This window comes from Myxococcus sp. AM010 (assembly GCF_013372585.1).
GTDB classification, from domain to species: Bacteria; Myxococcota; Myxococcia; order Myxococcales; family Myxococcaceae; genus Myxococcus; species Myxococcus vastator.
Map to the genome: position 1 here is coordinate 14,136 of NZ_JABXEO010000043.1, position 23,680 is coordinate 37,815.

A 23,680-nucleotide genomic window follows, 5' to 3' on the forward strand; every position below is an offset into this window, starting at 1 on the left:
GCATGTGCTATTCGAACTTCACGCTCACGACGTTGAGGTCGATGGGCTTCACCTCGATACGTCGACTGAGCGTCTTCTTGAGGTCGGGGTTGACGAAGCGGCAGTCATAGCTGCCCACGCGCAGCTCCACGGCCTCGAAGGGCGTTTCGCCCATCCGCTTGCCACCGCACGTCACCTCCGCCCATGGATGCACGACGAAGCGCACCCGGGCCAGTCGCCCCTCCTGCCGGGGCTCCGGCCGGGCCGGCCGCTCGCGAACCACCGCCGCCACGGGCGCGGCGGTCACCGCACCGGGCTCGGGCTCCAGCGTGAAGCGCGCCACCTGCTCCGCTTCCTCACCCACCGTCACCGTGCGCGTCTGCGCCTGGTGCCGGTCGGCCTCCACTCGCACGGCGACCTGCTGGCCCACCGCCGTTTCGAGCACGACCGGCCGCTCGCCGTGGCGCTGGCCATCCACCAGCACCACCGCGTCCGCGGGCTGCGTCTCGATGTGCAGCCGCACCGGCGCGGGCGCGGCCTCCATGGGAGGATGGTGCACCACGGGCGGGGGCCGCAGCTCTGTCGGCGCCTCGGCCTGCATGGGCACGCGCGCGGGCACCGCGGCCTCCGGGTCCAAGGACACCGGGGTTGGCTCCGTCGAGCGCATCGACCAGAACACCACGCCCACCGCCAGGACGACCAGCAACCCCAGCCCCACCACGTACAGCCACGTCTTGCCGCCCGTCGCCGCCGCGCGGGCCACGGGGCGCTTCGCCGCGCGCGCCATGCCCAGCGACAGCGTGGGGGCGTCCTCCTCGAGCTGCTCCCCGTCCCGCAGCGGAATCACCACTCGCGCGGGCCGGCCCGTGTCCACCATGGCGATGGTGGGCGCGTCCTCCTCCACGACGAACCCCCCTCGTGCCTGCGAGCGCGCGCCGGCGCGGGCATCCACCGTGGGGGCATCCTCGTCATCCACGGGGAGGGCCGGCGCGCCCACATCGAAGCGCCCCGTGTTGCCGAATGGCCGCGGAGCGCCTCGAGGGTCCGTCGGCGCGGCGGCGGCCCCGCCCAGCTTCACGTCCGTCCGGGTCACCGACGCGGGCGCGCGCGCATCCACCGTGGGCGCGTCCTCCTCCACGGGCGGAGGAGGCGGCGGAGGCGCCACGTTCATGCCGGAGCGCGAGGGCCGCTCGGGCTCCACCGCCCGGCGCTGTCCCGTCTGCCGCGGCGCGGGCTTGTCCGGCTCCAGTTCGAAGCGGCCCGTCCGGGACGCCGGTCGCGGGCGCAGCGCCGCCGTCGCGTCATCCTCCGGCGACATCGGCGGTGGACGGGGCGGCAGCGCGGGCCGCAGGCCGGTGCGGCGCGGCGGAGCCTCCTGCCTCGACGCGCCCGAATCCGAGTCCTCGCCCAGCACATCGCCCGCCCGGGCCTCCTCGGCCAGCCGCTCCGCGAAGACCTCCTTCATGAAGGCGGACAGGTGCGCGGACGATGCGGGCGCCTGGTGCGCGCGCAGCCACTCCTCCAGCGCGTGCTGAAGGTGCGCCGCTTCCTGGTACCGGTCCGGCAGCTCCTTCGCGAGCGCCTTGAGGACGATGGCGTCCAGGTCCGCCGGCACATGCGCCGTCACGCGCGAGGGCGGCACCACCCGGCACTCCGACACCGCCGTCAGCGTCTGGATGTCGTTGGGGCGCTTGAACAGGCGCGTGCCGGTGAGCAGCTCGTACAGGACGATGCCCAGCGCGAAGATGTCCGCGCGGCAGTCCACCCGCATGCCCGCCGCCTGCTCCGGGGACATGTACGAATACTTCCCCTTCAGCACGCCAGAGCGGGTCACCGTGGCCTGGTCCGCCGCCTTGGCGATACCGAAGTCCACCACCTTCACCCCACCCTCGAACGTCACCAGGATGTTCTGGGGGGACACGTCGCGGTGGACGATGCCCAGCGGCCGGCCCGTCGTCGGGTCCGTGCGCTTGTGCGCGTAGTCCAGGCCGGCGCAGGCCTCGATGAGGATGCGGCACACCAGCGGCACCGGCAGCGGCTGGCCCATCAGCTCCGACTGCTTCCACAGCCGGCGCAGGTCGTCGCCGTGGATGTACTCCATGGCGATGAAGAAGGAGTCGTCCTGGGCGCCCAGGTCGAAAATCTGCACCACGTTGGGGTGGTTCAGCCGGGCGGCGATGCGCGCCTCGTCCAGGAACATCTTGACGAAGTCGTCGTTCTCCGCGAGGTGCGGGAGGATCCGCTTGACCACCACCCGCTTGTCAGGCTCCGCCCCCTGAGGCCGCGCAAGATAGATCTGCGCCATCCCGCCCGTGGCGAGACGCTTCAGGAGCTGATACCTGCCATAGGTTTCGATGGACACGGCGACCTGACCGGCCCCTAAACAACCACCCTTGGAGTGGCCCCGAGTTCCGGGCGCGGAATGGCCCCGAGCGTAAGCGCACCGGGAAGGAGGGTCAAACCCCCAACTGCTCCGGAAACGGCCTTTGTCGCTATCTCCGAGCGGCCCGCACCTCGCGGGTCTCCCGCATCAGGGTCTCCAGCTCGTCCAGGTGCCGCTTCAGCACTGGCATCAGCACCGGCGCCGCGTCCACCCGGTCGAACAGGTCCAGGACCCGGTCCACCTTCCGCTCAATCTCCCCCGCCCGCGCCGGGCTGATTCGCCGCAGCAGCAGGTCCGCCCCGGCCTCCATCAGCACCCGGGCCACGGCGTCCCGGGAAGCGAGCGGCTCCTCCCTCCGCTGCCCCTCTCCCTTGATGACGCGCAGCCCAGGGGCCCTTCCAGAGGGGCGGGCCGCGCTCGTCATCGTTCCTTCAAAGTCCTGGGAGTTCACCGGGTGCCTCCTCGGCAGCTGCAGGTACGACCTCAGGGTACACACCGCGAGGTGACCTCCAATTTTCTGGTCATCCGCACAGGCGGAAGCAGACCTGTAGCACCGGGGACTGACACCACCGTGGAGGGCCGGATATCCGGCCCTCCGGGTGCGTTACATCGCGTCGCACGAACGGCGGTAGTTGATGGCGATGCGGGTGCCCGCTGGCGGCACGATGTTGAACACCACGCTGTTGGTGGCCGCGTCGTAGGTCCAGCCGGTCGTGGACGGCGTGCCATTCACCATCACCGTCACGCTGCCGGGCTCCGGCAGGTCGCTCAGCGGGAAGCGCTCCTGCGCGGAGAAGGCCTTGTCACCCACCGCCTGCAGCAGCGGCCGGTAGTCTTCCGCGCAGACGCTCACCACCTCGCCTCCCGTGCGTGAGGTGGCCTGCGAGTAGCGGGTACCGGCGCCGCCCGCCGTCGCGCAGCCCTCGGCCGGCGGAGCGATGGCGTAGAAGGTCGCGCGCTGCGGCTGGTTCTGTCCCTTGAGCTGCTGGGCCCAGTCCACGTAGGTGTCCACCGCGTCGGGCGAGTGGTCGTCCTCGTCGCTGACGAACAGCACCACCAGCGCGGCCTCCTCGCGCAGGAAGCCCGCGTTGCCGTCGTTGGGCAGCGGCGTGCGCGGGTCATTCGCGCCGTTCACCAGCGGCCGGGACAGCGCGCGGCGCATCGCCTCGAAGCCCTGCTCCACCTCCGCGCACCGGCCCACCTGCACGTTCTGCTGGAGCTGCTGGGCCAGGTTCGGCGTCGCGTTCGTGAGGATGCGCGGCAGCGACTGGTCCACCGGGAAGAAGCGGCCCGCCTCGCCGCCCTCCGCGCCGCCCGGGCACGCGTTGGCCGGGTCCGACGGCGTCACCGGGTGGATGCCCGTCGTCGTCACCGCCACGTTGAGACTCACCCCCCGGTCCAACGCCGTCTGCACGAAGGTCGGAATGGCCTCCACCAGCCGCGGGTGCTCCACCGCCATGGAGGCGGTGTTGTCCACCACCAGCAGCACGTCCACCTTGCTGACGTCCTGCTGGACGAAGTTGTCCGTCTTCTCCACCCGCATCGACGACTCGCCCACCAGCGGAACCATCAGCGGCGCCGGCAAGTCACTGGAGCCCACGTACAGCGGCGACAGGTTCATGCCCGACACCAGGCCGAAGTACTCCACGCCCACCGTGAAGGCCTCGTTGGGCGGCAGCACGAAGGGGATGGGGTCTGGCAACGCCGACAGCCCGAACTCCGAATCCGTGGTGCCCGGCCCGATCCACACGTCGTTCACCGTCACCGGCGCGGCGCAGGCATTGAGGAAGTTCACCTCCATGGGCTCGGCGGGGCAGTCCGGCCGGGCCACGCCCCAGTCCATGTAGCGGCGCGAGGCCACCAGGCACACCGCCTGGGTGTTGGCCACCAGCGGCACCAGCATCACCGGGTTGGCCGGCTCCATCTGCTCAATCTGCACGGTGCCGGTGAAGTGCCCCCCCGCCACGGGCGCCATGAAGGCCACCTGGAAGCTGAACCAGTCGCCGGGGTACATGATGCCGCCGTAGAGGTCCCCGCCCGGCAGCGTGAAGACGCCGCCGCCGTCGTCCCGCAGGCGGATGTTCTTCACCGGGCACAAGTCGGTGCCGCGGTTCTCCAGCTTGAGCCCCAGCACCGCGCCCTGCGTGGGCGGAATGGTGCCGAAGTCCAGGGCCTGCGGCGTGAGCGCGAGCTCACAGGGCGCGTGCGCCTCCGGGTTGCCGCGGAAGTCCATCTGCACCGTGGCCGCGGAGAAGGCGTTGGTCGTCATCACCAGCGAGCCCTCCGCCGCGCGCAGCTCGGTGGGCTCGTAGAAGACCTCCAGGTTCACCTCGCCGCCGGGCGGCAGCGTCACCGGCAGCGCCAGCGGCGTGTGGTTGAACTGGGGCGCCCCACCCTGCTGAGGCAGCCAGCCCAGCGTGTTGATGGTGAGCCCGCCCTCGTTGGACGCGCCGCAGTTCTTCACGTTGACGATGACGCGCACCTTCGCGCCGAGCGGCTGCGTGCCGAAGTCGTGGAACGACGGGGACACACACAGCTCCGGCGCGCCGCCGTAGCCGCGCAACTGCACGGGCGTCGTCGGATGGCGGCGGCTCTCCACGTGGTACAGCGCGGTGTCCTGCGCCGCGCCCTGGTGGTCCGGGGTGTAGCGGAACGTGAAGGACCGCACCTCGCCCGGCTGGAGCACCAGGGGGAAGCCGGCGCTGTTGTGGGTGAAGGACGCGTCGCGGCCCTCCAGCGTCAGCCGCGTCACCGTCACCGGCTCGGTGCTGATGTTGCGGATGCTCGACTCGCGCACCGCGTCCCGGTCCACGGGCACCGCGCCAAAGTCCAGGACCTCCGGCTCGGCCACCACCGCGCGCTCCAGCGCCTCCGCGGCCACCTGCACCGTCACGTCCGCGCAGCCGCGGCAGGGCGACACCGCCAGCGCCACCTGCTTGCGGCCCACCCGCACCGGGTGGAACGTCACCATGAGCTCGCGCCCCTCACCGGGCGAAAGCGTCACCGGCTCCACGCTGAACTCGTCGCGGTCCGCGCCCACCAGCCGCGGCGTCACCTCCACGGGCAGCTCCGTGGGGTTCTCCAGGCGCAGCGGCAGCACCTTCGTGGCGTCCGCTTCGATGCGGCCGAAGTCCAGCCGCCGCGGCGACACGCGGGCCCAGGCGTCCACGCCGCTCCCCGTCAGGGGGATGCGCAGCAGCGGTTCGATGCGCGTGTCCGAGCGCACCACCAGCACCGCCGGCTGAGAACCCTCGGCGGGCGGCGCGAACCGCACGCGCAGCGAGCACGCGCTCCCGGGCTGCAAGCTGTGCGGCCCCTCATGGGTGAACTCGGCGCGGTAGGCCCCCTCCGGGCCCTCCACCCAGACCTCGTTCACGTCAACGGGTGCGCGGCCCACGTTGCGCAGCGAAATCTCCGCTTCGCGCGCATCGAAGATGGCCACCCGCTCGAAGTCGACGCCACCCGGCGTCGCCGTCAGCCGCCCGTCCGCCAGCGCCGAGCGCTCGCGATCCGCGCAACCGACCAGCAACCCCACCACCGCGAGGGCGACCCAGCCCAAGCGCCCTGTCATGGCCCACCCCTTCCCCACTACCGTCAACCCTGGCCGCCGCGCGCCCCACATGGAGGACGGCGGAAGGAACGGTGGCGAAGCTAGGCACCCACTTCAGGGTGGGCAACCAGCCACACATGGGGAACCCCGCGCCCAGGGGTGGGTGGGTGTCCGGTATCAAATCTTCGGAATGCGCAATGTCTTGCTGATCATCGCGCTTCCGCTGGCCACGAACATCAGCGCCAACGGGTGCAGCACCAACGGCCCCAGGCGCCACACACCGCCCCACAGGTCCGGACCGATGCGCCCCGCCCACAGCGCCGCGGCCATCACCATCACCAGCGCCAGGCTGGTGGGAATGGGGGTGCCCTCGAAGTACTTCACCTTCCCCGTGTCGTCCGACAGGTCCGCCGACGTGACGTTGAAGCGCGCCAGCCGGCTGATGCCACACGCCACGAAGTAGAGGAGCGCCGCCACGTCCAGCGAGCCGCGCATCCCCACCGCGAAGGCCAGCGCCGCCGGCGCCATGCCGAAGGAGATGACGTCCGCCAGTGAGTCCAGGTCCGCGCCCAGCGGTGACTTCTTGAAGCGCCAGCGCGCGATGCGCCCATCCATGACGTCCATCACCAGCGCCACCGGCATCAGGCCGAAGGCCACCCACAGCCAGCCCACCTCCCCGGAAGCCAGGTACTGCATGGAGGAGAGGATGGCGCCCGCGCCCGCGAAGCCGTTGCCCAGCGTCACGAAGTCAGCGAGCACGAACGTGCGAATCATCGAGAAGTGACGGCGCGGGCGGCGGGCACGAGACGGCTCGGTCGGCATATGCGCGATTTCCTACCACACCCCTCCCGCTCGGCCGGAAGCTCGTTCTTGCCACACTGCGTTGTGCCCGGCGGTGTGAGAAATCAATCCAGTTTCAGAAACATTTTGACGGTGTGATCAGCCGGTCCCTACGCTCGACGACTGTCATGCACCCCAAACTTCCCTCGCCCCTCCGGCGCGGTGTGCTCCGCCGTACGCGGAGCACCCGCTGGCAGTTCTCCCTTCTCGCAGGCATGAGCCTGCTGTTCAGCACCGCGTGTGGTGACGACGACGACGAAGGGACGCCTCCGGCCCAGACGCCCACCTACGAAGCCACCATCCGCCGCACCGCCCATGGCGTCCCCCACATCACCGGCAAGGACCTGGGCAGCGTGGCGTACGGCAACGGCTATGCCTTCGCCCAGGACCACGTCTGCATCCTCGCGGATCAGATCCTCAAGGTGCGCGGTGAGCGCGCCCGCTTCCTGGGCCAGGGCCCCGGCAGCACCTACGCGGGCAGCGACTTCGCCTACCGCGCGCTGGGCCTCCACGCGCGCGCCACGGAGCGCTTCAGCGCGCAGCCCGCCAACGTCCAGGCCATGCTCAAGGGCTACGCGGCCGGCTTCAACCGCTACCTCGAGGAGACGCCCAAGGATCAGCTCCCCGCGCCCTGCACCGGCGCCAGGTGGGTGCGGCCCATCTCCGAGGTGGACCTGCTGGCCTACGCCTTCAGCGCGGCGCTGACGGGCAGCAGCTACCAGGTCGCCCTGGCCCTCGCCGCGGCCACGCCGCCCAACGTGACGGCGACCGCCATCGGCACGCCGGACCGCGACCACGTCAAAATCCAGCGGCCCGAGCTGCACCAGGTGGGCAGCAACGGCTGGGCCATTGGCCGCGACCGCTCCGCCACCGGCCACGGCATGGTGGTGGCCAACCCGCACTTCCCCTGGGAAGGCGAGCTCAAGCTGTGGGAGAGCCACCTCACCGTCCCCGGGGAGCTGGACATCTACGGCGTGGGCCTGCTGGGCGTGCCCGCGGTCCTCATCGGCTTCAACAACGACGTGGCCTGGACGCACACCTTCTCCTCCGGCCAGCGCATGACGCTGTACGGACTGCGCCTGGTGCCGGGCAAGCCGACCTCGTACTACTACGACGACGAAGAGCGGGAGATGACCTGGAAGGACATCACCATCCTCGTCCTGCTCGACAACGGCACGCTCGTCAACGTCACCCGCCGCATGTACAGCAGCCACTACGGCCCCATCATCTCCATCCCCGGCACCGCGGAGTGGACCGAGCAGACCGCGCTCACCTACCGGGACGCCAACCTGGAGAACGACACCCTGCTGGCGCAGTTCATGGGCATGAACCAGGCCGGCAGCCTGGCTGAGTTCAAGGCCGTCTACGCGCGCGAGCAGGGCATCCCCTGGGTCAACACCATGGCGGCCGACCGCGCGGGCAACACCTGGTACACGGATGCCACCCCCACGCCGAACCTGTCGCCCGTGGCCCTGGCCACCTGGAACGCCGCCCGCCAGGGCGCGGACCTGGCCACCACCGCCATCTGGCAGCAGATGGGCCTGGTGCTGCTCGACGGCAGCAACAGCCAGAACGAGTGGCAGGAAGAGGCCGGCGCCCGCAGCCCGGGCCTGGTGCCCTTCAGCAAGGTGCCCAAGCTGGACCGCACCGACTTCGTCTTCAACGCCAATGACAGCTACTGGCTGGCCAACCCCGCCGCGCCGCTCAAGGGCTTCTCGCCCCTGCACGGCCTGGAGGACGTGCCCCAGACGCCGCGCACGCGCCTCAACGCCGTCATGCTCACCGAACAGGTCGAAGGTGGCGCGTCCGGCGCGGACGGCCTCTTCACCCGCACCGAGCTGCAGGACGCCATCCTCAACAACCGCGGCATGATCGCCGAGCTGCTCATCGACGACGTGGTGGCCCGCTGCACCGGCCAGACGACGGTGCCCTATGGCGCTGGCACCGTGGACATCAGCCAGGCGTGCGCGCTGATTGCCCAGTGGGATCGTCGCTATGACGTGGACAGCGTGGGCGCCATCGTCTGGCGCGAGTTCGCGGGCGCGTTCACCATGAGCGAGCTGCAGGCGAGCCCGGCGCTGTACGCCACGCCCTTCGACCCGGCCAACCCCATCGCCACGCCCCACACGCTGGCGCCCGCGCCGGCCCAGGGCACCGACCCCGTCCTGACGAAGCTGGCCCAGGCCGTGGACACGCTGACGCGCGCGGGCCTGGCCCTGGACCTCCCGCTGGGCCAGGCGCAGTTCACCCCCCGCGTGAGCGGCGAGCGCATCCCCATCCACGGCGGCGGCAACTACGACGGCGCGGCGAACATCGTCAGCTTCGGCACGCTGAAGTCCACCACGCCCAACGCCGAGTCGGGCACCGCCACGCGCACCGTGGTCAACAGCCGCACGGCCCTGGCCAACGGCGGCTACGTCATCAACAACGGCAGCAGCTTCATCATGGCCATGGAGTTCACGCCCACCGGCGTGCAGGCCAGCGCCCTGCTGACCTACAGCGAGTCCAGCAACCCGGCCTCGCCGTACTACGCGGACCAGACGCGGCTGTTCTCCCAGAAGCAGTGGCGGCCCATCCTCTTCACCGCCGAGGAAGTCGCCGCCGCGCCGGGTGAGCAGATCACCCTCATCGGCAACTGACGCACCCCGCCGGCCCCCGCTTCGTCGGGGGCCGGACACCTCGCGGCCCGGCGGGGCAATGTCGGGCCGCGGATGTCCGCCCTCCAGTCTGATTCCGTCTGCTCCCGGGACGCGCGCCAATGGGTGCGCAGACCGCCAGGCGCCGCCGTTCGTTCCTGGCGAAGGGGCACCGGGATTTCCCGGTGGAATCACCGAGGCAGCAGCAGGGGGACATCATGGCCACATCCGTCTACAAGACCGCCATCATCGGCAGAGTGTTCTTCCTCCGATGGGAGGCGCCACCCAGTCAGGAAGAAATCCACACCGTCTTCCAGCAGATGAAGGGCGCGCACGAGCAGCTCCAGCACCCGCTGGTCCTCGTCGCCAGCCTCTCACCGAAGTCGTCCGTGCCCAACTCAGAGCAGCGGCGCAACCTGTCCACCTTCCATTCGGACGCGCGCCCCCTCTTCACGGAGATTCACGCCATCGTCGAAGGCAATGACCTGCAATACAACCTGCAGCGGGTCATCATCTCCGGCATCAACCTGGTGACGCGCACCTTCGACGAGGCCTTCCACCGCGTGCACAAGCACGCCGACCTCGTCGCCCCCTACCTGGGCAAGAGCCTGGGCGTGGACGGCGTGAAGGTCATCGAGGAGGCCCGCTCGCGCGGCGTGGTGTGAGCCTGGGCGACGGTGCCCCGGACGAAGCGGTGGTCGAAGAAGTCCACGTAGAGGTACTCCGGCCACGACACCATGGACCGGGGTCCCCGCATCACCGCGCGCGTCAGCTCCGTCACCATCATCCCCGCCGCGCTCGTCGCGCCCACCACGCAGGTGGGCGCGTGGCCCCGGCCCTGGTAGCACGCGTCCATGTACTCGCGGAGCATGTAGCTGCCCAGGTGGGGGATGATGGCCGGCAGGTCGATGCGCCCATCCGGCAGGAGGTAGAGCGCTTCGTACAGCGGCGCGTCCGGCTGGAAGACGTGCAGCGCCGCGCCAAAGCCCAACATCAGCCCCGTCATCGCCGGCACCCCACGCTGACGGCAGGCGCGGTGGAGCACCTGCTTCTCGCACGCTCCCGCGATGTCGATGACCTCCACCACGTAGTCCACCGGGCCCAGCCCGCCGCCTCCGCCAAGCACGTCCTCCACGTTGGCCGCGGTGATGCCCTCCAGCACCTCCCGCAGCCGCAGGTTCGGGTGGATGTCCCGGCACATCCGCCCCACCACCTCCACCTTGGCGCGGCCCAGCGTGCTCTCGAAGCAGCCCACCTGCCGGTTCATGTTGTGGCGCTCGTAGACGTCGAAGTCCGCCAGCGTCACGCCGCCGAACCCCAGCCGCGCCAGGTCCACCGCGCACTGGCCTCCCGCGCCGCCCACGCCCGCCACCAACACATGCGTGCGTGACAGCTTGTCCAGCGTCTCCGCATCCACCACGCCCAGACTGCGCTGGAACCGCTGCTCGACCATGGGCCGCCTCGCGTTGAAGTCTGGCTTTCATGTGCCCCCCACCCAGGAGGGTGGCGAGCGCCCCATGGGCGCGTGTGTTCAGCACCCCTCCCACGTCACCTGGTGCCGTTCGGACCCCGTCAGTCCTCCCGTACTGGAGCGCTAATCCGCTCTTGCCCGTTCTGGTCGCCTGTGGTCATTTGCGCGCGCTCGTCACCCAAGCCTCTCAATCCCTGCCGGGTTCCTCGTGACGCCCCGGAAGCCGCACCGGTGATGCGCGGGCTTCAGTGATGAAGCACGCGCCGAAGTCCCCCACCTGGCAGGGGATGTCAGAGGTTCGATCCACAGTGGCATTCACCCATGAAGTCCCTGCCTGGAGAACACTCCAGGAGTTACAGGGGTTTGGTGATTGGCGTGAATTCTGCTCGGGGGGGCGACACGTCAGGGGCGTCATGGGCCGGCGGTAAGTCGACTCCCCCGAACATCTTCAGCCGATCCGAGGTCTGTATGCGTTCCGTGTTCTTCCTCTGTGTCTCGTTGGCATGTCTGTCGTTGGCTCGAACCGCCGAAGCGGCCCCCTCTGAGGACATGCGACAGGCTGTCTCACGGGCCGCGGCGCTCCAGGGCGTGGCGCTGGCGGAGGGCGCGCCGGTCAGCGCCGCGTTCCTGGGCTCCAGCAATCTGGGAGGCGGTGAGCGGGTGGCGCTGTTCGGCGACGTGGCCCACTACCGCTACCGCCTGCAGGTGGGGCCGTCGCGGCATGACGTCGTCACCCTGCACCGGGTGGTGCGGGAGGACGGGGCGTGGCGGCCTGCGCGTGCGACGCGCGCGGTGTTCATGGTGCACGGCGACGGGTGGGGCTTCGAGGCCGCGTTCCTCTCCAGCGTCGGCTCCGCGTTCGTGCCGCCGGAGCAGTCGCTCGCCGCGTACCTGGCGAAGGAGGGCGTGGACGTGTGGGGCATCGACCTGAGGTGGGCGGGCGTGCCGCGGGACACGCGGGATTTTCGCTTCATGAAGCACTGGACGCTGGAAACGCACGCGGCCGACGTGGGCGTGGGGTTGGGCGTGGCGAAGCTGCTGCGGCTCGCGGGCGGCAACTTCCAGGGCCCCCTGCACCTGCTGGGCTGGAGCCGGGGCGCGGTGGTCGGCTACGCGTACCTCAACCGTGAGGCCCGGCTGCCGCGCGCGCTGCGCCAGGTGGACGGCTTCATCCCCATGGACATGGCGGTGCGCTTCTCGCCGCGGGACGCGCAGCAGCAGGCGTGGGCGTGTGAGCGCTACGAGGTGCTGAGCAATGCCCGCCAGGAGGGCCAGTTGGAGGGCGGCCTGCTCGGGCCGGCGCCGGGCATCATGCTGCAGGCCATTGGCCAGCTCGCCGCGGCGCAGCCGGCCGCGCCGTCTCCATTGGTGATGGAAGACATCTTCGGGCCGGGCACGGGCGTGCCCACCAACCGCAAGCTGGCCGTGGTCGCGGCGGGCGCGACGAGCGTGCTCTTCGCGCCGCTGCAGCCCATCGTCCCCGCCTACCACTTGATGGGCAGCACGCCGGACGCCCTGGGCCTGCCGGAGCAGCTCTCCTTCACCCGCGAGGGCTACCTCTTCGAGTTCGGCCAGCGCACCGCCCCGTACCAGAGCATCAACGAGGTAGTGGAGACGGAGGCGTGGGCTTGCGGGAAGAGCGTGCCCTACGACGACCGCCTGCACGACGTGAAGGTGCCGGTGCTGTACGTGGGCGCCGCGGGCGGCGTGGGGCGCTACGGCGAGCACAGCCTCACGCTGCTGGGCAGCCGGGACGTCACCCGGCTCAACGTCAGCACGCTGCCGGAGGCCGCGCGCGCCCTGGACTTCGGGCACGCGGACCTGTTCCTCGCGGATGACGCGCGCGCGCGCGTCTGGAAGCCCATTCTCCAGTGGATTCGCACCCACTGAGGCAGAGGGCCTAGCTGTCTGCCTTCCACAAGCCGTGGCGCCGGGCCCGCCGGCCCAGCGTCACCGGGTCCATCCCCAGCGCCACGGCCGCGCGCCGCAGCACCCCGCCGTGGCGCTCCAGGGCCTCGCGGATGAACTCCCGCTCCACCCGCTCCAGCCGGGCGCGCAGTGAGCCATCCCCACCCGGCTCGCCGCGCAGGGCCAGGGTGGAGCCCAGCACCGGCGGCAGCAGCCGCCGCGACACCACCTCGCCCGGGCGGGAGAGCAACACCGAGCGCTCCATGACGTTGCGCAGCTCGCGCACGTTGCCCGGCCAGCCGTAGGCCCGCAGCGCGTCCACCGCGTCCGGCGCGATGCCGCTGGCCGAGCGGCGCAAGGTGCGGTTGAACAGCTCCAGGAAGTAGAGCGCCAGCTCCGGCACGTCCTCTGGCCTGTCCCTCAGCGGCGGGATGTCCACCGTGAAGCTGTTGAGCCGGTAGAAGAGGTCCGCGCGGAAGCGGCTGGCGCGCACTTCCTCGCCCAGGTCCTTGTTGCTGGCGGCCACCACGCGCACGTCCACGTGGCGCACCTGGGTGCCGCCCACCGGACGCACGTCCCCCGTCTCCAGCACGCGGAGCAGCTTCGCCTGGAGGTTGGCGGTGGTGTTCTCGATTTCGTCCAGGAAGATGGTGCCGCCGTTGGCGAGCACGAAGAGCCCGGGGTGGTCCGCCACCGCGCCCGTGAAGGACCCCTTCACGTGGCCGAACAGCTCGCTCTCCAGCAGCGTCTCCGACAGCGCGCCGCAGTCCTGGACCACGAGCGGCACGTCCCCCCGGCCACTGAGCCGGTGGAGGATGCGCGCCAGCACCTCCTTGCCCGTCCCCGTCTCGCCCTGGAGCAGCACGGCCACGCGGTGGGGCGCCACCAGGCGCACCAGCTCCATCACCCGCTGCATGGCGGCGCTGCGGAAGCCCACCTCGTCCCCGCCGCGTCCACCGGGGGCGGGCGGCAGCTCCTGCGACAGCGCGCGCTCACGCAGCAGGCTGCGCTCCAGCTCCAGCGCCATGCGCCACTGTTCGGTGCGCACGCCGTGCTCGCGCCCCGCTTGAAGCACCGCCTGGTGCATGGCCTCCCGCGAGGGTGAAGGCCCGAGCGCGCGGAAGATGCGCCCGGCGTTGAAGAGGGCCACCAGCCGCTCCGACGCGGCCGGCGCGCAGTAGACGATTCGCGACGCCAAATCACTGGGCGGCCCCGCGCCAGAAGGGTCCGCGTCCGCGCGGCCGGCGGCCAGGGACTCCACCAGGGACAGGGCCTGCTCCTCGTCCTGGCCGCACACCACCAGGCACGCCGCGTCCCCGCGCGTCACCAGCGCGTGGGCGTCCGACGGGCTGGCGGCGAAGTGGAGCTTGGCCACCCCCTCCAGCGCGGCCGTCACCGCGCGCGCCTCCGGTTCGGTGGCGAAGGCCACCACCACCTGGAGGTGCGACGAGGCGAGGTAGCGCGCCAGCTTCACGCCGTCCGCTTCCTCGAAGGCGCGGAAGCTCACGCCCATGGCCGCCACCGCGCCGGACGCGTCGTGACGCCAGCGCACCACGCCGCGCACGCGGATGTGCTCACCGGAGTCCGGAAGGGAGAACGACAGCTCCACGTCCTCGCCCTCACGCGGCCCGTCGGACGGCGTGTGCGGCGTGGCGATGAGCCCGATGCCCGTCTCACTGATGTTGACGGCCCAGCACCCATGGAGCGCGGGCTGCGTCACCACCTTCACGTACAACGGCTTGCGTTCGCTTCGAGGGGCGTGGGCGGACACAGGCCGCGTCATGACCACCACAGTCTACTTGAGGAATGAAGCGACGCTGACAATTTGCGACGCGGGAAGATTCGCCAGCCATCACTCGACCTGGATGTAGGTACAGGTCATGAATGACCGGGCGGGGGAAGGTATCAACAAGCAATCGAGCCCGTCTCGCGGCATGTGACACGCCCTGGCGCTCCCCCTGCCCCGCCGCTGCTGGCATGCTGGGGCCGTCTTCATGGCCATCGAAGCAGGCACCTCCCGCTCCGGCCCCACGCTCCGGATTGCCCAGCGAGTCCCGCGCACGGAAGCGGAGGGCCCCGGTGTGCGCTACGCCCTCTGGGTCCAGGGCTGCCCCCTGCGCTGCCCGGGGTGCTGCAACCCGGAGATGTTCGCGACCGAGCGCGGCACCGTGGAGACGGTGGAGGCCCTGGCCCGGCAGGTCCTGGCCACGCCCGGCATCGAGGGCCTCACCCTGCTGGGCGGCGAGCCCTTCTCCCAGCCCGGGCCCGCCGCGGCGCTGTGCGAGCGCGTCCGCGCCGCCGGGCTGAGCATCATGGTCTTCACCGGCCATACGCTCGCGGAGCTGCGGGCCCAGGCGCGCGGCGACGTGGACCGGCTGCTAGGGGCGGTGGACCTGCTGGTGGACGGCCGCTTCGAGGCGGACCAGCCGGAGACGGCGCGGCGGTGGATTGGCTCGCGCAACCAGGTGATGCACTTCCTCACCGGCCGCTACTCGCCGCACGACGCGTGCTTCACCGCGCCGAACACGGCGGAGGTGCACTTCGTCGGCGGCAAGCTCGTCATCAACGGCTGGCCCGCGCTCGCTGACCGGTTCCGTCCATGATTCGCGTCGCTCCGTCCGAGCTCGAGCTGCTCACGCTCGCCCGCGCCATCGCCGGCCTGGGACAGTACGCCCCCGTGGAGGACCTGCTCCGCAACCGGCACGCCGTCCCCGCGAAGTTCAGCCCCGGCGCGATGCACGTCCTACGGGACACGCTCGCCAAGGGCGGAGTGCTCGCGCTCGCCCGGTGCGGCGGCTGGCGCCAGCAGCGCACGGTGCGCGACGGGCAGGCTCGCGCCGGCCGGCTCTGGGAGCGGCATGCGCCGCCCGCCCTGCGCTTCTCCCCCCTCACCTTCCACGTCCTGAGGTGGCTGCTGGAGCAGCCCCTGACGAAGCACGGGGCCATGCCGCTGGAAGTGGACGCAGCGCCCACGCTCGCCGACGAGCTCTTCCTCTATCTCTGCTGCCGCCTGGTGGCGGGCACCCCCTGCGCGCCGGCCCTGGGCGCCCAACGCCTCTTCCGCCGCTCCGCGCTCTGCTGGCTGGGCTTCCCGGAGCAGTTCGGGACGCAGCGCCCGGAGCTCGATGCCGCCGCCTTCGCGCCGCTGCTGGCGGACGGCGCGTGGCTGCTGGAGGCGCTGCGGCTGGAGCTCGTGCGGCGTTGGCGTGGGTTGGAGGAGTCCAAGCGCCACCTCGCGTCCCCCGGAGAGGCGCTGGCCCTGGGCGCGGCGCAGGAGGCCGTGCTCGCCGCGTTCCTCGACGCGGTGGATGGCGCGGGCAGAAGGGACCTCGCGGGCTTCCTCCTCGAAGCGGCGCGCCCCCTGCTGGAGCAGCCCGCCACGCGCTGGGTGGAGGGGCTGTCTTCCACGGCGACGTTGTCCTCTCGGGCCGAGGCGGCCCGTGCCGCCGCGGCCTTCCTGCGCGCCCTGGGCCGCCTGTCACGCTGGGACGCGGAGCACCGCGCCGTGCGCTTCTTCGACGACGACTACGACGCCGCCCAGCACCTGCTGTCTGAATGGAGCGCCTTCGGTGAGGCAGGCTTCCGCCGCGCCGAGGACCATGCCCGGCAACTGACGACCGCCCTCACCAGCGCCTCCGCCGCACCTCCACCTTCCTCCGCCGGGAGCGCTTCATGAGCCGCGCCTACCGAGTCTCCGTCTCCGAGTCCCTCAACCGCGTCGTCCAGGCCGAGGACGGCCTGTGCTCCAAGCTGGAGCTGCTCCCGCTCCTATCGCGCGAGGAGCTGGCCGGGCTGCTCGCGGCCGAGCTGGCCAACCGCGGCTTCACGCAAGAGGGCGACGTGGCGCTGCGCACGGAGGCGGATGGCGTCCGCGTCGCCATTGACGTCACCACCGGCGACGTCAGCGTCACCCTCAGCGGCGAGCAGGAGGTGGAGCTGCAGGCGCGCGGCGAGCTGGCCGTGGAGCGGCCCGACGAGGTGGAGCAGGCGAAGCTGCGCGCCCAGGACCTGGCGCGCGCGCGGCTGGAGGACGCGGCGGACGTCGCCACCGACAAGCTGCGGCAGCAGGTCACCCAGCGGCTCGAAGGTCGGTTGCGCGACCTCAAGTCGGAGCTGGATGCCATCTCCAACAAGGTGACGGCGGAGGCGCTCAAGGTGCGCGCCGGGCAGCTCGGCACCATCGAGGAGGTCCACGAGGACGCGGCGACGGGCTCGCTCACCATCAAGGTGCGCGTATGAGTCAGCGCATCCCCGAGGAGTCTCTGCCGACGGAGCTGTCGCCCTTCGCCGCCGTCGAGGCCGCCTACCCCTCCGAGCTGAACCGCGTCTGCGAGGCGCTGCTGCGCGGGCTGCCCGTCATGGTGGAGGCGGACAAGGAGCTGACGCCCTACTTCTACAAGTGCCTGCGCGACAGGCTGAAGCAGGACGGCAAGCAGTTCCTCTACCTGGACGGCCGCACCGCGCAGGAGCCCCCACCGGGCATGCCCGCGCCCAGCATGATGGCCACGCTCATCGCGCAGCTCCGGGACGCGGTGCGCGGCGCGGTGCGCGAGCGCATCGTCGTGTTGCCCCACCTGGACCTGCTCACCACCAGCACCGGCGGGCTCACCAGCGAGGCGCGCGAGGTCATCCCCCTGCTGTACGAAAACCCGGAGATGCTCTGGGTCGGCTTCAAGGACCCGTCCTTCGCCGTGCCGCGCGTCATCGAGAACCTCTTCCCCCACAAGGAGAGCATCCTCGGCGTGGGCAGGGACAGGCTGCGCTACCTCATCACCCAGCGCGAGTGCCGCAAGTTCGGCAGGGGCCTGCAGCCCTACGCGCTCTACAAGCACGTCTCTGGCGTCAACGCCGTGCGGCTGCGCCGGCTGCTGGGCGCGATTACTGGCGAGGACTACCCCGCAAACCCGAAGCCCGCGTATGCGCAGCTGCGCTCGGCCACGCTCACCGGTTCGCTCAGCGTGCCAGAGCTGGAGCTGCACACGGACATCGGCGGCTACGCCAAGGTGAAGCAGCGGCTCCAGCAGGAGCTTCTGGACGTCCTGTCGCACAAGGACACGCTGAGTGACGCGGAGGCGGTGAAGCGCGTGGAGGCGCTGCTGCCGCGCGGGATGATCTTCTGGGGCCCTCCCGGCACCGGCAAGACGCTGTTCGCCAAGGCCATGGCCTCGGCGCTGGGCGCGGCCGTCCAGGTGGTGAGCGGCCCCGAGCTCAAGAGCCGCTGGGTGGGCGAGAGCGAGGAGAACCTCCGTCAGATCTTCGTCCGCGCCCGGCAGGCGGCGCCCAGCATCATCATCTTCGACGAGTTGGACTCCTTCGCGTCGGCGCGTGGCACGTACACGGGCTCGGGCGTGGAGCACTCCATGGTGAACCAGCTCCTCACGGAGATGGACGGCTTCCGCAAGGAGGAGCTGGTCTTCGTCGTGGGCACCACCAACTTCGTGGAGTCCCTGGACCCCGCGCTGCTGCGCCCCGGCCGCTTCGAGTTCCAGCTCTGCATCCCCTACCCCAACAGCGCGGACCGGCGCGCCATCCTGTCCATCTACAACCAGAAGCTGGGACTGGAGCTGACGGAGCGCGCCCTGGACTACGCGGTGAAGCGCACGGGCGACCGCGTGGAAGGCACCGGGACGCGCTTCTCCGGCGACCACATCCAAGCGCTGTGCCGGGCGCTCGCGCGGCGAAGGCTGCGCGAGGGCGTCCAGGGCCCCACCGAGGCGGTGGACGTGGAGCGCGCCCTCACGGAGTTCCTGGACCGACCGGAGCTCACGCCCACGGAGGAGCGCGTGGTGGCCACGCATGAGGCGGGGCACGCGGTGTGCGCCCTGTTCTGTAAGCACGCGCCCGCCATCGACCGCATCAGCATCCGGGGCGACCTGGCGGGCTCGCTGGGCCACGTGCAGTACGCGGACCCGGCGCACCGGTACGTCGTCACTCGAGGCCAGTTGCTGGACAGCATCTGCATGCTCTTCGGCGGCCGGGAGGCGGAGGACCTGCTGTTGGACGACCTCTCCCTGGGCAGCGCGCACGACCTGGAGCGCGCCACGGAGATCGCGCGCGAGCTGGTGGAGGACCTGGGCATGGGCGGAGACGGCGTGCCCGTGCGCCGCTTTGATGCTCCGGGACGGCAGGCGGACCGGCATGCCCTGTCCGACGCGACGCGGAGCACGCTGGAGGCCGCGATACAGGAAGTCCTCGCCGTCCAACGGGCCCGGGCCCGGGATATCCTCCAGCGGGAGAAGGAGCGGGTCGTGGCCCTGAGGGATTTGCTCATCGAACGCAAGGTGTTGGACCGCGAGGCCTTCACCCACCTGGTGCCCGCGCCCGTGGCACCGAAGAAGGAGCCCGCGCTTGGCTAGCCTCATCCTCCGCCTCCAGGTGGACCCGGCGACGGGCCGCAAGGACGTCATCATCCAGTACGAGAGCGACGCGGACGCGCTGCCCATGGAGCACGAGGACGAGCACCGTCGGCTCGTGGACTCGCTCATCCAGGGTGGCACGCTGAAGGCCTCAGAGCTGGGCCGCGTCATCGTCGAGCGCGACACGCCAGCGGGCAAGACGGCCGAGCCCAACTCCACCGCCGAGGACGCCTCCGAGAAGGTCAGCCAGAAGGCCTGATGTCCATGCTCGTCTTCACCAGTGAGGAAGCGCTCCACCTGGCGCTGACCTCCGGACTCGTCCCCGCCGAAGTCCAGGCCGCCCCCGCCCGCTACCACCGGACGCCCGACGGCGCGCTTCACGTCCTGCCGGAGGTGATGCCCGCGAAAGAGGTGCTCGCGCGCCTCGCGTCCCTGGGCGTGCAGGAGACGCGGAGCCGCGCGAAAGAGGCCACACCGGTCCTCTGCTGGGCGGAGCTGGTGACGTCGCGGCGCGCGCCGCTGGAGACCGCCCCCACCGGCCCGGTGCTGTTCCTGCCCCCGAGCGCCGACGCGCTCCTTCCCTTGGCGGGCGAGATGCTGCGCCTGGGGTGCGACCGGCAGGAGGTGTGCTTCGCCCAAACCGCGGAGGGAAGCGGACAGCGGGCCTTGCTGCGCGCGATGGCGCCGCCCTACTTCACCCTCACCCGCGCGCTGGACGCCGCGGGCCCGCTGCGCGCCTTCGTTCCCGCCGTCCCAGGGCAGCTCTCCGTCTGGGTCGAGGTGGGCTACACGCATCCGCTCGCGCGCACGCTCCAGGCGCCTGTCGGGACGTTGCTGCTCATCCGCGGCGAAGGCCCCTGGCTGACCGCGCCGGACGGCCCGTGGACGGACCTGTACCAACACACCGACCTGCGGCTCCCAGCCCCGGGCGAGGACTGGACACCCGCGCCCACGCCGGGCCGGCTGACGGTGCCGCTGCGCCTCACGCGAGCCGCGCGCATGGAGCCCGCGAGCCTGTGGGTGCTGCGCGAGAATGCGCTCGCCCAGGTGGAGTCCCTGGTCCACACGTTGCCGGAGCCGCTGCTCGCGCAGCTTCGCTTCGCCGTCACGGGACCAGCGGAGGCGCCGTGCATCGTGCTGCGTGCGCGAGCGGGCCGGGAGCGGCCCCCGGAGCTGGGCCTGTCGGGCATGGCCTACGCGCCGCTGCCGCAGCTCGCGGACCTCTTCCTCCCGTGTGACGGACTGTTGGAGCCACCCGTGCGCCGGGACCGCCTGCGCGCGCTGCTCGTCCCCCAGGCCGACACCGTGACGTGGCTGCATCCCACCGGGGGCGGTGGGTTCCGCGCGGAGCGGCTGCCGGAGTCCGCGTTCCAGCCGCTCGACACCTGGGTGGACTACGTCGTGGATACCCACGCCGACGCACTCATGCCGTGGGTCCGGAGCGCCAGCTTCGACTTCGCCGCCTTTGAGGCCGCGGAGGGTGAGTGGCAGAGCGCGGCCCGCGCGGTGCAATCGGACGAAGCGGCGGACCGGAGCTCGCGCGGCACGCGCCGTGGCCGCAGTGAGGAGCCAACCTCCTCGGTGGCGCCCGCGAGTCCTCCGCCCATTGTCGCGGTCCGCGTCGCTCAGCCCGTGCCCACCGGCGCCCGCCTGGCGCCGCTCACGCCCGCGCAATCCAACGCGGTGGAAGAGGAGCTGGGTGCGCTGGAGAAGTCCTTCCTGGCCCTGGAAGTGCCCGCCGACTCGCCGCAGCGGCAGGAGCTCTGGACTCGCATGGCGGAGCTGAACGGACGGCTGGGGCGCAAGCGCGAGGCGAGCCTGTGCTGGACGCGCGCGCTGTGGTCCGCGTCCGACACCGAGACCACCGAGCTGGTACGGCGCTGGGCTGATTCAGAGAACGAAGGAGGCGCCTCCCCCGCGGAACGGATGGCGTCACCCGCGCCCACGGGTGATGACGTGCGCGGCGTCGCCAGCAGCCTGGTGCGCGCGGTGCGCGTCCCGGGTGCGCCCGTGCCCGTCGACTTGGCGGCACTCCAGCGATGGCTGGACCGGCATGACGCGGAGCTCGACGTCCGGACGCTCTGGCTCACCCGGACGGCGCTCGACACGCTGGCGGGGGGCGATGCGCTCGGACTTGCACGCGCGAGCGACCGGGTGCTGGAGCTGCTTGAGCGAGGCCTGTCGCTCGCCAGAGACGTGCCCCGCTTCCTGCGAGCTGGCACTGATTCGGCGCAGGTGCCTCGGGTGGTGGCGCAGCTCGAAGCCCTGCTGGAGCGCTTCGAGCACACGCCTCGCCGCCGCTCGTCCATCGAAGCGGCGCCCGCGCTCACGCTCGCTTATGTCCGCTACGTCTTCGCGGTGGGGCTCGCGCGGCTCGGGCAGGCGGACCGTGCGCGGACCCTGGCGTCCGCGGCGTCGGAGGCGGTCGACACGAAGGAGGCCATCCACGGCTTCCTCTCCCGTGCCTACGGTGCGCGCGTGGCCCAGGCCCTGGAAGGCCAGCCGCCCGAGACACCGCTGCCCTCCGACATCGCCGCCGAACTGAACGCCCTGAGCACGTTCCAGCGGTACAAGGTGGACCGGCTGCGGCAGGCCTCGGTGTTGCTGGAGCCCAGCGAGCGGCTCGACCCCGCGAGGGCCTTCGGGCGCGGCGCGCGGGACTTGCGCGGCGAGGAGTTCGCCACCCTTCGCGACTTGAAGGAGCCGGCGCAGGTGGCCGCGCAGGTGGAGACCCTGACGGCCCGGGCCACCGAAGCGACGCTTCCCGCCGAGGAACGGCAGCGGCTCATCGGAGGCCTGCTGGACACGCTGCCCCGCGTCGCTCCGGCGCGCGCGCTTCCACTCCTGAACCGGCTCGTCGCATCCATGGAAGCGCTCCCCGGTGAAGCCCAGGCGGTGATGCTGGGTGATGCGCTGACGCTGGCGGCCCTCTTCGGCCGGGCGGACCACGCGATGACGCTGGCGGCGCGGCTGCGCAAGGTACTCTCGGCGCTGGCCCCCACGTCGCCCGCCTGGAGTCGGGGCATCCTGGGAGTGATCCTGCGGGGCCTGCGCCGGGTGGGCCTGTCACGCGAAGCCGCCGAGCTGGTGGACGCGGCGCAAGAGCGCCTGACGGGCCCCAAGACACCGCTGACGGCGAGGCTCGGCGTGGCGGCGGGCCTGTCCATGCAGGGGCGCACGGCCGAGGCCGTTGACGTGTTCGACGCCGCCTTCGAGTCACTGGGCGCGGCGAAGGGAGGACTGCCGGAGCGACTGACGCTGATGCGCAGCCTCGCGAGCGCGTTGGCACACGCCCCCGTGGAGCTGGCGCTGCCGGGGCTGGCGCGCATCTCGGAGGGGCTGCCCATCGTCACGGACAGCTACAACACCAACAGCCACTTCTGCCTCTCCGTGGTGGAGCTGGCGGACGCGCTGGTGCAGGGCCACGTGGAGGTGGCGCAAGGCACCGGAGCGCGCGCGCGAAGCTGGCTGGACGAAGACGAATTCCTGGTGCGACGGCGCATCCATCGGGAGCTGGAGGAGCGCACATGAGCAGTCACCCCGCCATCTCCGAGCTGACGTTCGACACGCTCGCCCAGGAAGCCCACGGCCTGCGCGAGCGCCTCAACCGCTTCCGCCTGGCGCTGGGCCGTCACTTCGTGGGCAAGCAGACGCTGGTGGACCTGATGACGGTGGCGGCGGTGGCGCAGGAGCCGCTGCTGCTGGTGGGCCCACCGGGCACGGCCAAGTCGGACCTCGTCCTCAAGTTCCGGGACGCGCTGCGCATCCCCAACGAGGATTACTTCGAGTACCTCCTGACGCGCTTCACCGAGCCGTCGGAGGTGCTGGGTCCCATCGACATCAACCTGCTGCGCCAGGGCCGCTACATCCGGCGTGAGGGCGGCAAGCTGCCCACGGCGAAGCTGGTGTTCCTCGATGAGGTGTTCAAGGCCAGCTCCGCCATCCTCAACGCGCTGCTCACCGTCATCAACGAGCGCAAGTTCTACCAGGACGGCGCGCCGCAGCCGGTGAAGCTGAAGGTGCTCTTCGCCGCCACCAACGAGCTGCCCGAGCACGCCGAGCTGGGCGCGCTGAAGGACCGCTTCTGCCTCAAGGCCGCGTGCCGTCCGGTGCAGGACCGCTACTTCCTGGAGCTGCTGGACTCCGGCCTGGATTCGCAGACGCACCGCGAGCTGAACCAGAAGCCCTGGGCGGAGGGCCACGCCACGCTGGACGACCTGCTCAAGGCCCACCGCTACCTGACGCTGATGATGGGCAAGCGCGAGACGGGCCCGGACGGCCGCGAGCTGCGCGACCGGGACCTGTTCTTCCGCGACGACCTGCTGCGTGAGTTCCGCCGCGTGGTGCAGACGCTGACGCGCGAGGACGGCGTGTTCATCAGTGACCGCAAGCTGGTGAAGCTCTACCGCCTGCTGCGCACACGAGCGTGGATCTTCCACGGCGGCGCGGTGGAGCGACAGGACCTCCAGCTCCTCTCGTACCTGGGCGAGACGCGGGAAGAAATCGACCTGCTGGAGGAGAAGGTGCCCCGGCTGCTGGGCCTCTCGTGAGTCGCGG

16 protein-coding genes are annotated in these 23,680 nt (G+C 71.3%); 10 read left to right on the forward strand and 6 right to left on the reverse strand.

Features of this window, described 5'->3' with window-relative positions; genetic code table 11:
- Nucleotides 1-7: 7 nt before the first annotated feature.
- The 4 genes from HV826_RS20080 to HV826_RS20095 form a co-directional block, all read right to left on the reverse strand.
- On the reverse strand, nucleotides 8-2,341 hold the full coding sequence (locus HV826_RS20080; RefSeq protein ID WP_176418639.1) for a serine/threonine-protein kinase: 2,334 nt from the start codon (nucleotides 2,339-2,341) through the stop codon (nucleotides 8-10).
- Between the two features lie 130 nt (nucleotides 2,342-2,471).
- Nucleotides 2,472-2,858 (reverse strand): hypothetical protein, encoded by a 387-nt coding sequence (locus HV826_RS20085; RefSeq protein WP_176418640.1) that lies wholly within the window; start codon nucleotides 2,856-2,858, stop codon nucleotides 2,472-2,474.
- A 108-nt stretch (nucleotides 2,859-2,966) separates the two neighbouring features.
- Nucleotides 2,967-5,933 (reverse strand): choice-of-anchor D domain-containing protein, encoded by a 2,967-nt coding sequence (locus tag HV826_RS20090; RefSeq protein WP_176418641.1) that lies wholly within the window; start codon nucleotides 5,931-5,933, stop codon nucleotides 2,967-2,969.
- Nucleotides 5,934-6,089: 156 nt separating this feature from the next.
- Nucleotides 6,090-6,734, reverse strand: a complete 645-nt coding sequence (locus tag HV826_RS20095) for a phosphatidylcholine/phosphatidylserine synthase (protein ID WP_176418642.1) — start codon at nucleotides 6,732-6,734, stop codon at nucleotides 6,090-6,092.
- Nucleotides 6,735-6,880: 146 nt separating this feature from the next.
- Here HV826_RS20095 and HV826_RS20100 point away from each other — a divergent pair, with 146 nt between their 5' ends.
- Together HV826_RS20100 and HV826_RS20105 are read left to right on the forward strand one after the other, a co-directional pair.
- Nucleotides 6,881-9,391, forward strand: a complete 2,511-nt coding sequence (locus HV826_RS20100) for a penicillin acylase family protein (RefSeq protein ID WP_176418643.1) — start codon at nucleotides 6,881-6,883, stop codon at nucleotides 9,389-9,391.
- 215 nt (nucleotides 9,392-9,606) lie between these two features.
- Entirely contained in the window at nucleotides 9,607-10,053 is a 447-nt protein-coding gene (locus HV826_RS20105) for a DofA protein (protein ID WP_176418644.1), read from the forward strand.
- Here the strand turns inward: HV826_RS20105 and HV826_RS20110 are convergent.
- Nucleotides 9,981-10,841: a ThiF family adenylyltransferase gene (locus tag HV826_RS20110; protein ID WP_255208287.1), complete on the reverse strand. Its 861-nt coding sequence runs from the start codon at nucleotides 10,839-10,841 to the stop codon at nucleotides 9,981-9,983. The genes HV826_RS20105 and HV826_RS20110 overlap by 73 nt on opposite strands.
- Nucleotides 10,842-11,408: 567 nt before the next feature.
- Here HV826_RS20110 and HV826_RS20115 point away from each other — a divergent pair.
- Nucleotides 11,409-12,749, forward strand: a complete 1,341-nt coding sequence (locus HV826_RS20115) for a hypothetical protein (protein ID WP_255208286.1) — start codon at nucleotides 11,409-11,411, stop codon at nucleotides 12,747-12,749.
- Nucleotides 12,750-12,759: 10 nt separating this feature from the next.
- On the opposite strand, the gene HV826_RS20120 is transcribed toward HV826_RS20115, so the two are convergent.
- A complete protein-coding gene (locus tag HV826_RS20120; RefSeq protein ID WP_176418646.1) occupies nucleotides 12,760-14,550 on the reverse strand; it encodes a sigma 54-interacting transcriptional regulator in 1,791 nt (596 codons plus the stop codon).
- A 211-nt stretch (nucleotides 14,551-14,761) separates the two neighbouring features.
- On the opposite strand from HV826_RS20120, the gene HV826_RS20125 reads away from it, so the two are divergent.
- The 7 genes from HV826_RS20125 to HV826_RS20155 are packed head-to-tail and all read left to right on the forward strand — an operon-like array spanning nucleotide 14,762 to nucleotide 23,673.
- Nucleotides 14,762-15,370 (forward strand): 4Fe-4S single cluster domain-containing protein, encoded by a 609-nt coding sequence (locus tag HV826_RS20125; protein WP_217918698.1) that lies wholly within the window; start codon nucleotides 14,762-14,764, stop codon nucleotides 15,368-15,370.
- A complete protein-coding gene (locus tag HV826_RS20130; protein WP_176418647.1) occupies nucleotides 15,367-16,443 on the forward strand; it encodes a hypothetical protein in 1,077 nt (358 codons plus the stop codon). The genes HV826_RS20125 and HV826_RS20130 overlap by 4 nt, the downstream gene beginning before the upstream one ends.
- Nucleotides 16,440-17,006: a hypothetical protein gene (locus HV826_RS20135; protein WP_176418648.1), complete on the forward strand. Its 567-nt coding sequence runs from the start codon at nucleotides 16,440-16,442 to the stop codon at nucleotides 17,004-17,006. The genes HV826_RS20130 and HV826_RS20135 overlap by 4 nt, the downstream gene beginning before the upstream one ends.
- Nucleotides 17,003-19,123 (forward strand): AAA family ATPase, encoded by a 2,121-nt coding sequence (locus HV826_RS20140; RefSeq protein ID WP_176418649.1) that lies wholly within the window; start codon nucleotides 17,003-17,005, stop codon nucleotides 19,121-19,123. Before HV826_RS20135 ends, HV826_RS20140 begins: the two co-directional genes overlap by 4 nt.
- Nucleotides 19,116-19,382 (forward strand): hypothetical protein, encoded by a 267-nt coding sequence (locus HV826_RS20145; RefSeq protein WP_176418650.1) that lies wholly within the window; start codon nucleotides 19,116-19,118, stop codon nucleotides 19,380-19,382. Before HV826_RS20140 ends, HV826_RS20145 begins: the two co-directional genes overlap by 8 nt.
- On the forward strand, nucleotides 19,382-22,654 hold the full coding sequence (locus tag HV826_RS20150) for a hypothetical protein (protein ID WP_176418651.1): 3,273 nt from the start codon (nucleotides 19,382-19,384) through the stop codon (nucleotides 22,652-22,654). Before HV826_RS20145 ends, HV826_RS20150 begins: the two co-directional genes overlap by 1 nt.
- Nucleotides 22,651-23,673: an AAA family ATPase gene (locus HV826_RS20155; protein ID WP_176418652.1), complete on the forward strand. Its 1,023-nt coding sequence runs from the start codon at nucleotides 22,651-22,653 to the stop codon at nucleotides 23,671-23,673. Before HV826_RS20150 ends, HV826_RS20155 begins: the two co-directional genes overlap by 4 nt.
- Nucleotides 23,674-23,680: the final 7 nt, after the last annotated feature.

Bases quoted from the DNA above. Each gene is read 5' to 3' on its own strand.
- HV826_RS20090 (WP_176418641.1), bottom strand. From the start codon at position 5,933: ATGACAGGGCGCTTGGGCTGGGTCGCCCTCGCGGTGGTGGGGTTGCTG.
- HV826_RS20095 (WP_176418642.1), bottom strand. From the start codon at position 6,734: ATGCCGACCGAGCCGTCTCGTGCCCGCCGCCCGCGCCGTCACTTCTCG.
- HV826_RS20100 (WP_176418643.1), top strand. From the start codon at position 6,881: ATGCACCCCAAACTTCCCTCGCCCCTCCGGCGCGGTGTGCTCCGCCGT.
- HV826_RS20105 (WP_176418644.1), top strand. From the start codon at position 9,607: ATGGCCACATCCGTCTACAAGACCGCCATCATCGGCAGAGTGTTCTTC.
- HV826_RS20110 (WP_255208287.1), bottom strand. From the start codon at position 10,841: ATGGTCGAGCAGCGGTTCCAGCGCAGTCTGGGCGTGGTGGATGCGGAG.
- HV826_RS20115 (WP_255208286.1), top strand. From the start codon at position 11,409: ATGCGACAGGCTGTCTCACGGGCCGCGGCGCTCCAGGGCGTGGCGCTG.
- HV826_RS20120 (WP_176418646.1), bottom strand. From the start codon at position 14,550: ATGACGCGGCCTGTGTCCGCCCACGCCCCTCGAAGCGAACGCAAGCCG.
- HV826_RS20125 (WP_217918698.1), top strand. From the start codon at position 14,762: ATGGCCATCGAAGCAGGCACCTCCCGCTCCGGCCCCACGCTCCGGATT.
- HV826_RS20130 (WP_176418647.1), top strand. From the start codon at position 15,367: ATGATTCGCGTCGCTCCGTCCGAGCTCGAGCTGCTCACGCTCGCCCGC.
- HV826_RS20135 (WP_176418648.1), top strand. From the start codon at position 16,440: ATGAGCCGCGCCTACCGAGTCTCCGTCTCCGAGTCCCTCAACCGCGTC.
- HV826_RS20140 (WP_176418649.1), top strand. From the start codon at position 17,003: ATGAGTCAGCGCATCCCCGAGGAGTCTCTGCCGACGGAGCTGTCGCCC.
- HV826_RS20150 (WP_176418651.1), top strand. From the start codon at position 19,382: ATGTCCATGCTCGTCTTCACCAGTGAGGAAGCGCTCCACCTGGCGCTG.
- HV826_RS20155 (WP_176418652.1), top strand. From the start codon at position 22,651: ATGAGCAGTCACCCCGCCATCTCCGAGCTGACGTTCGACACGCTCGCC.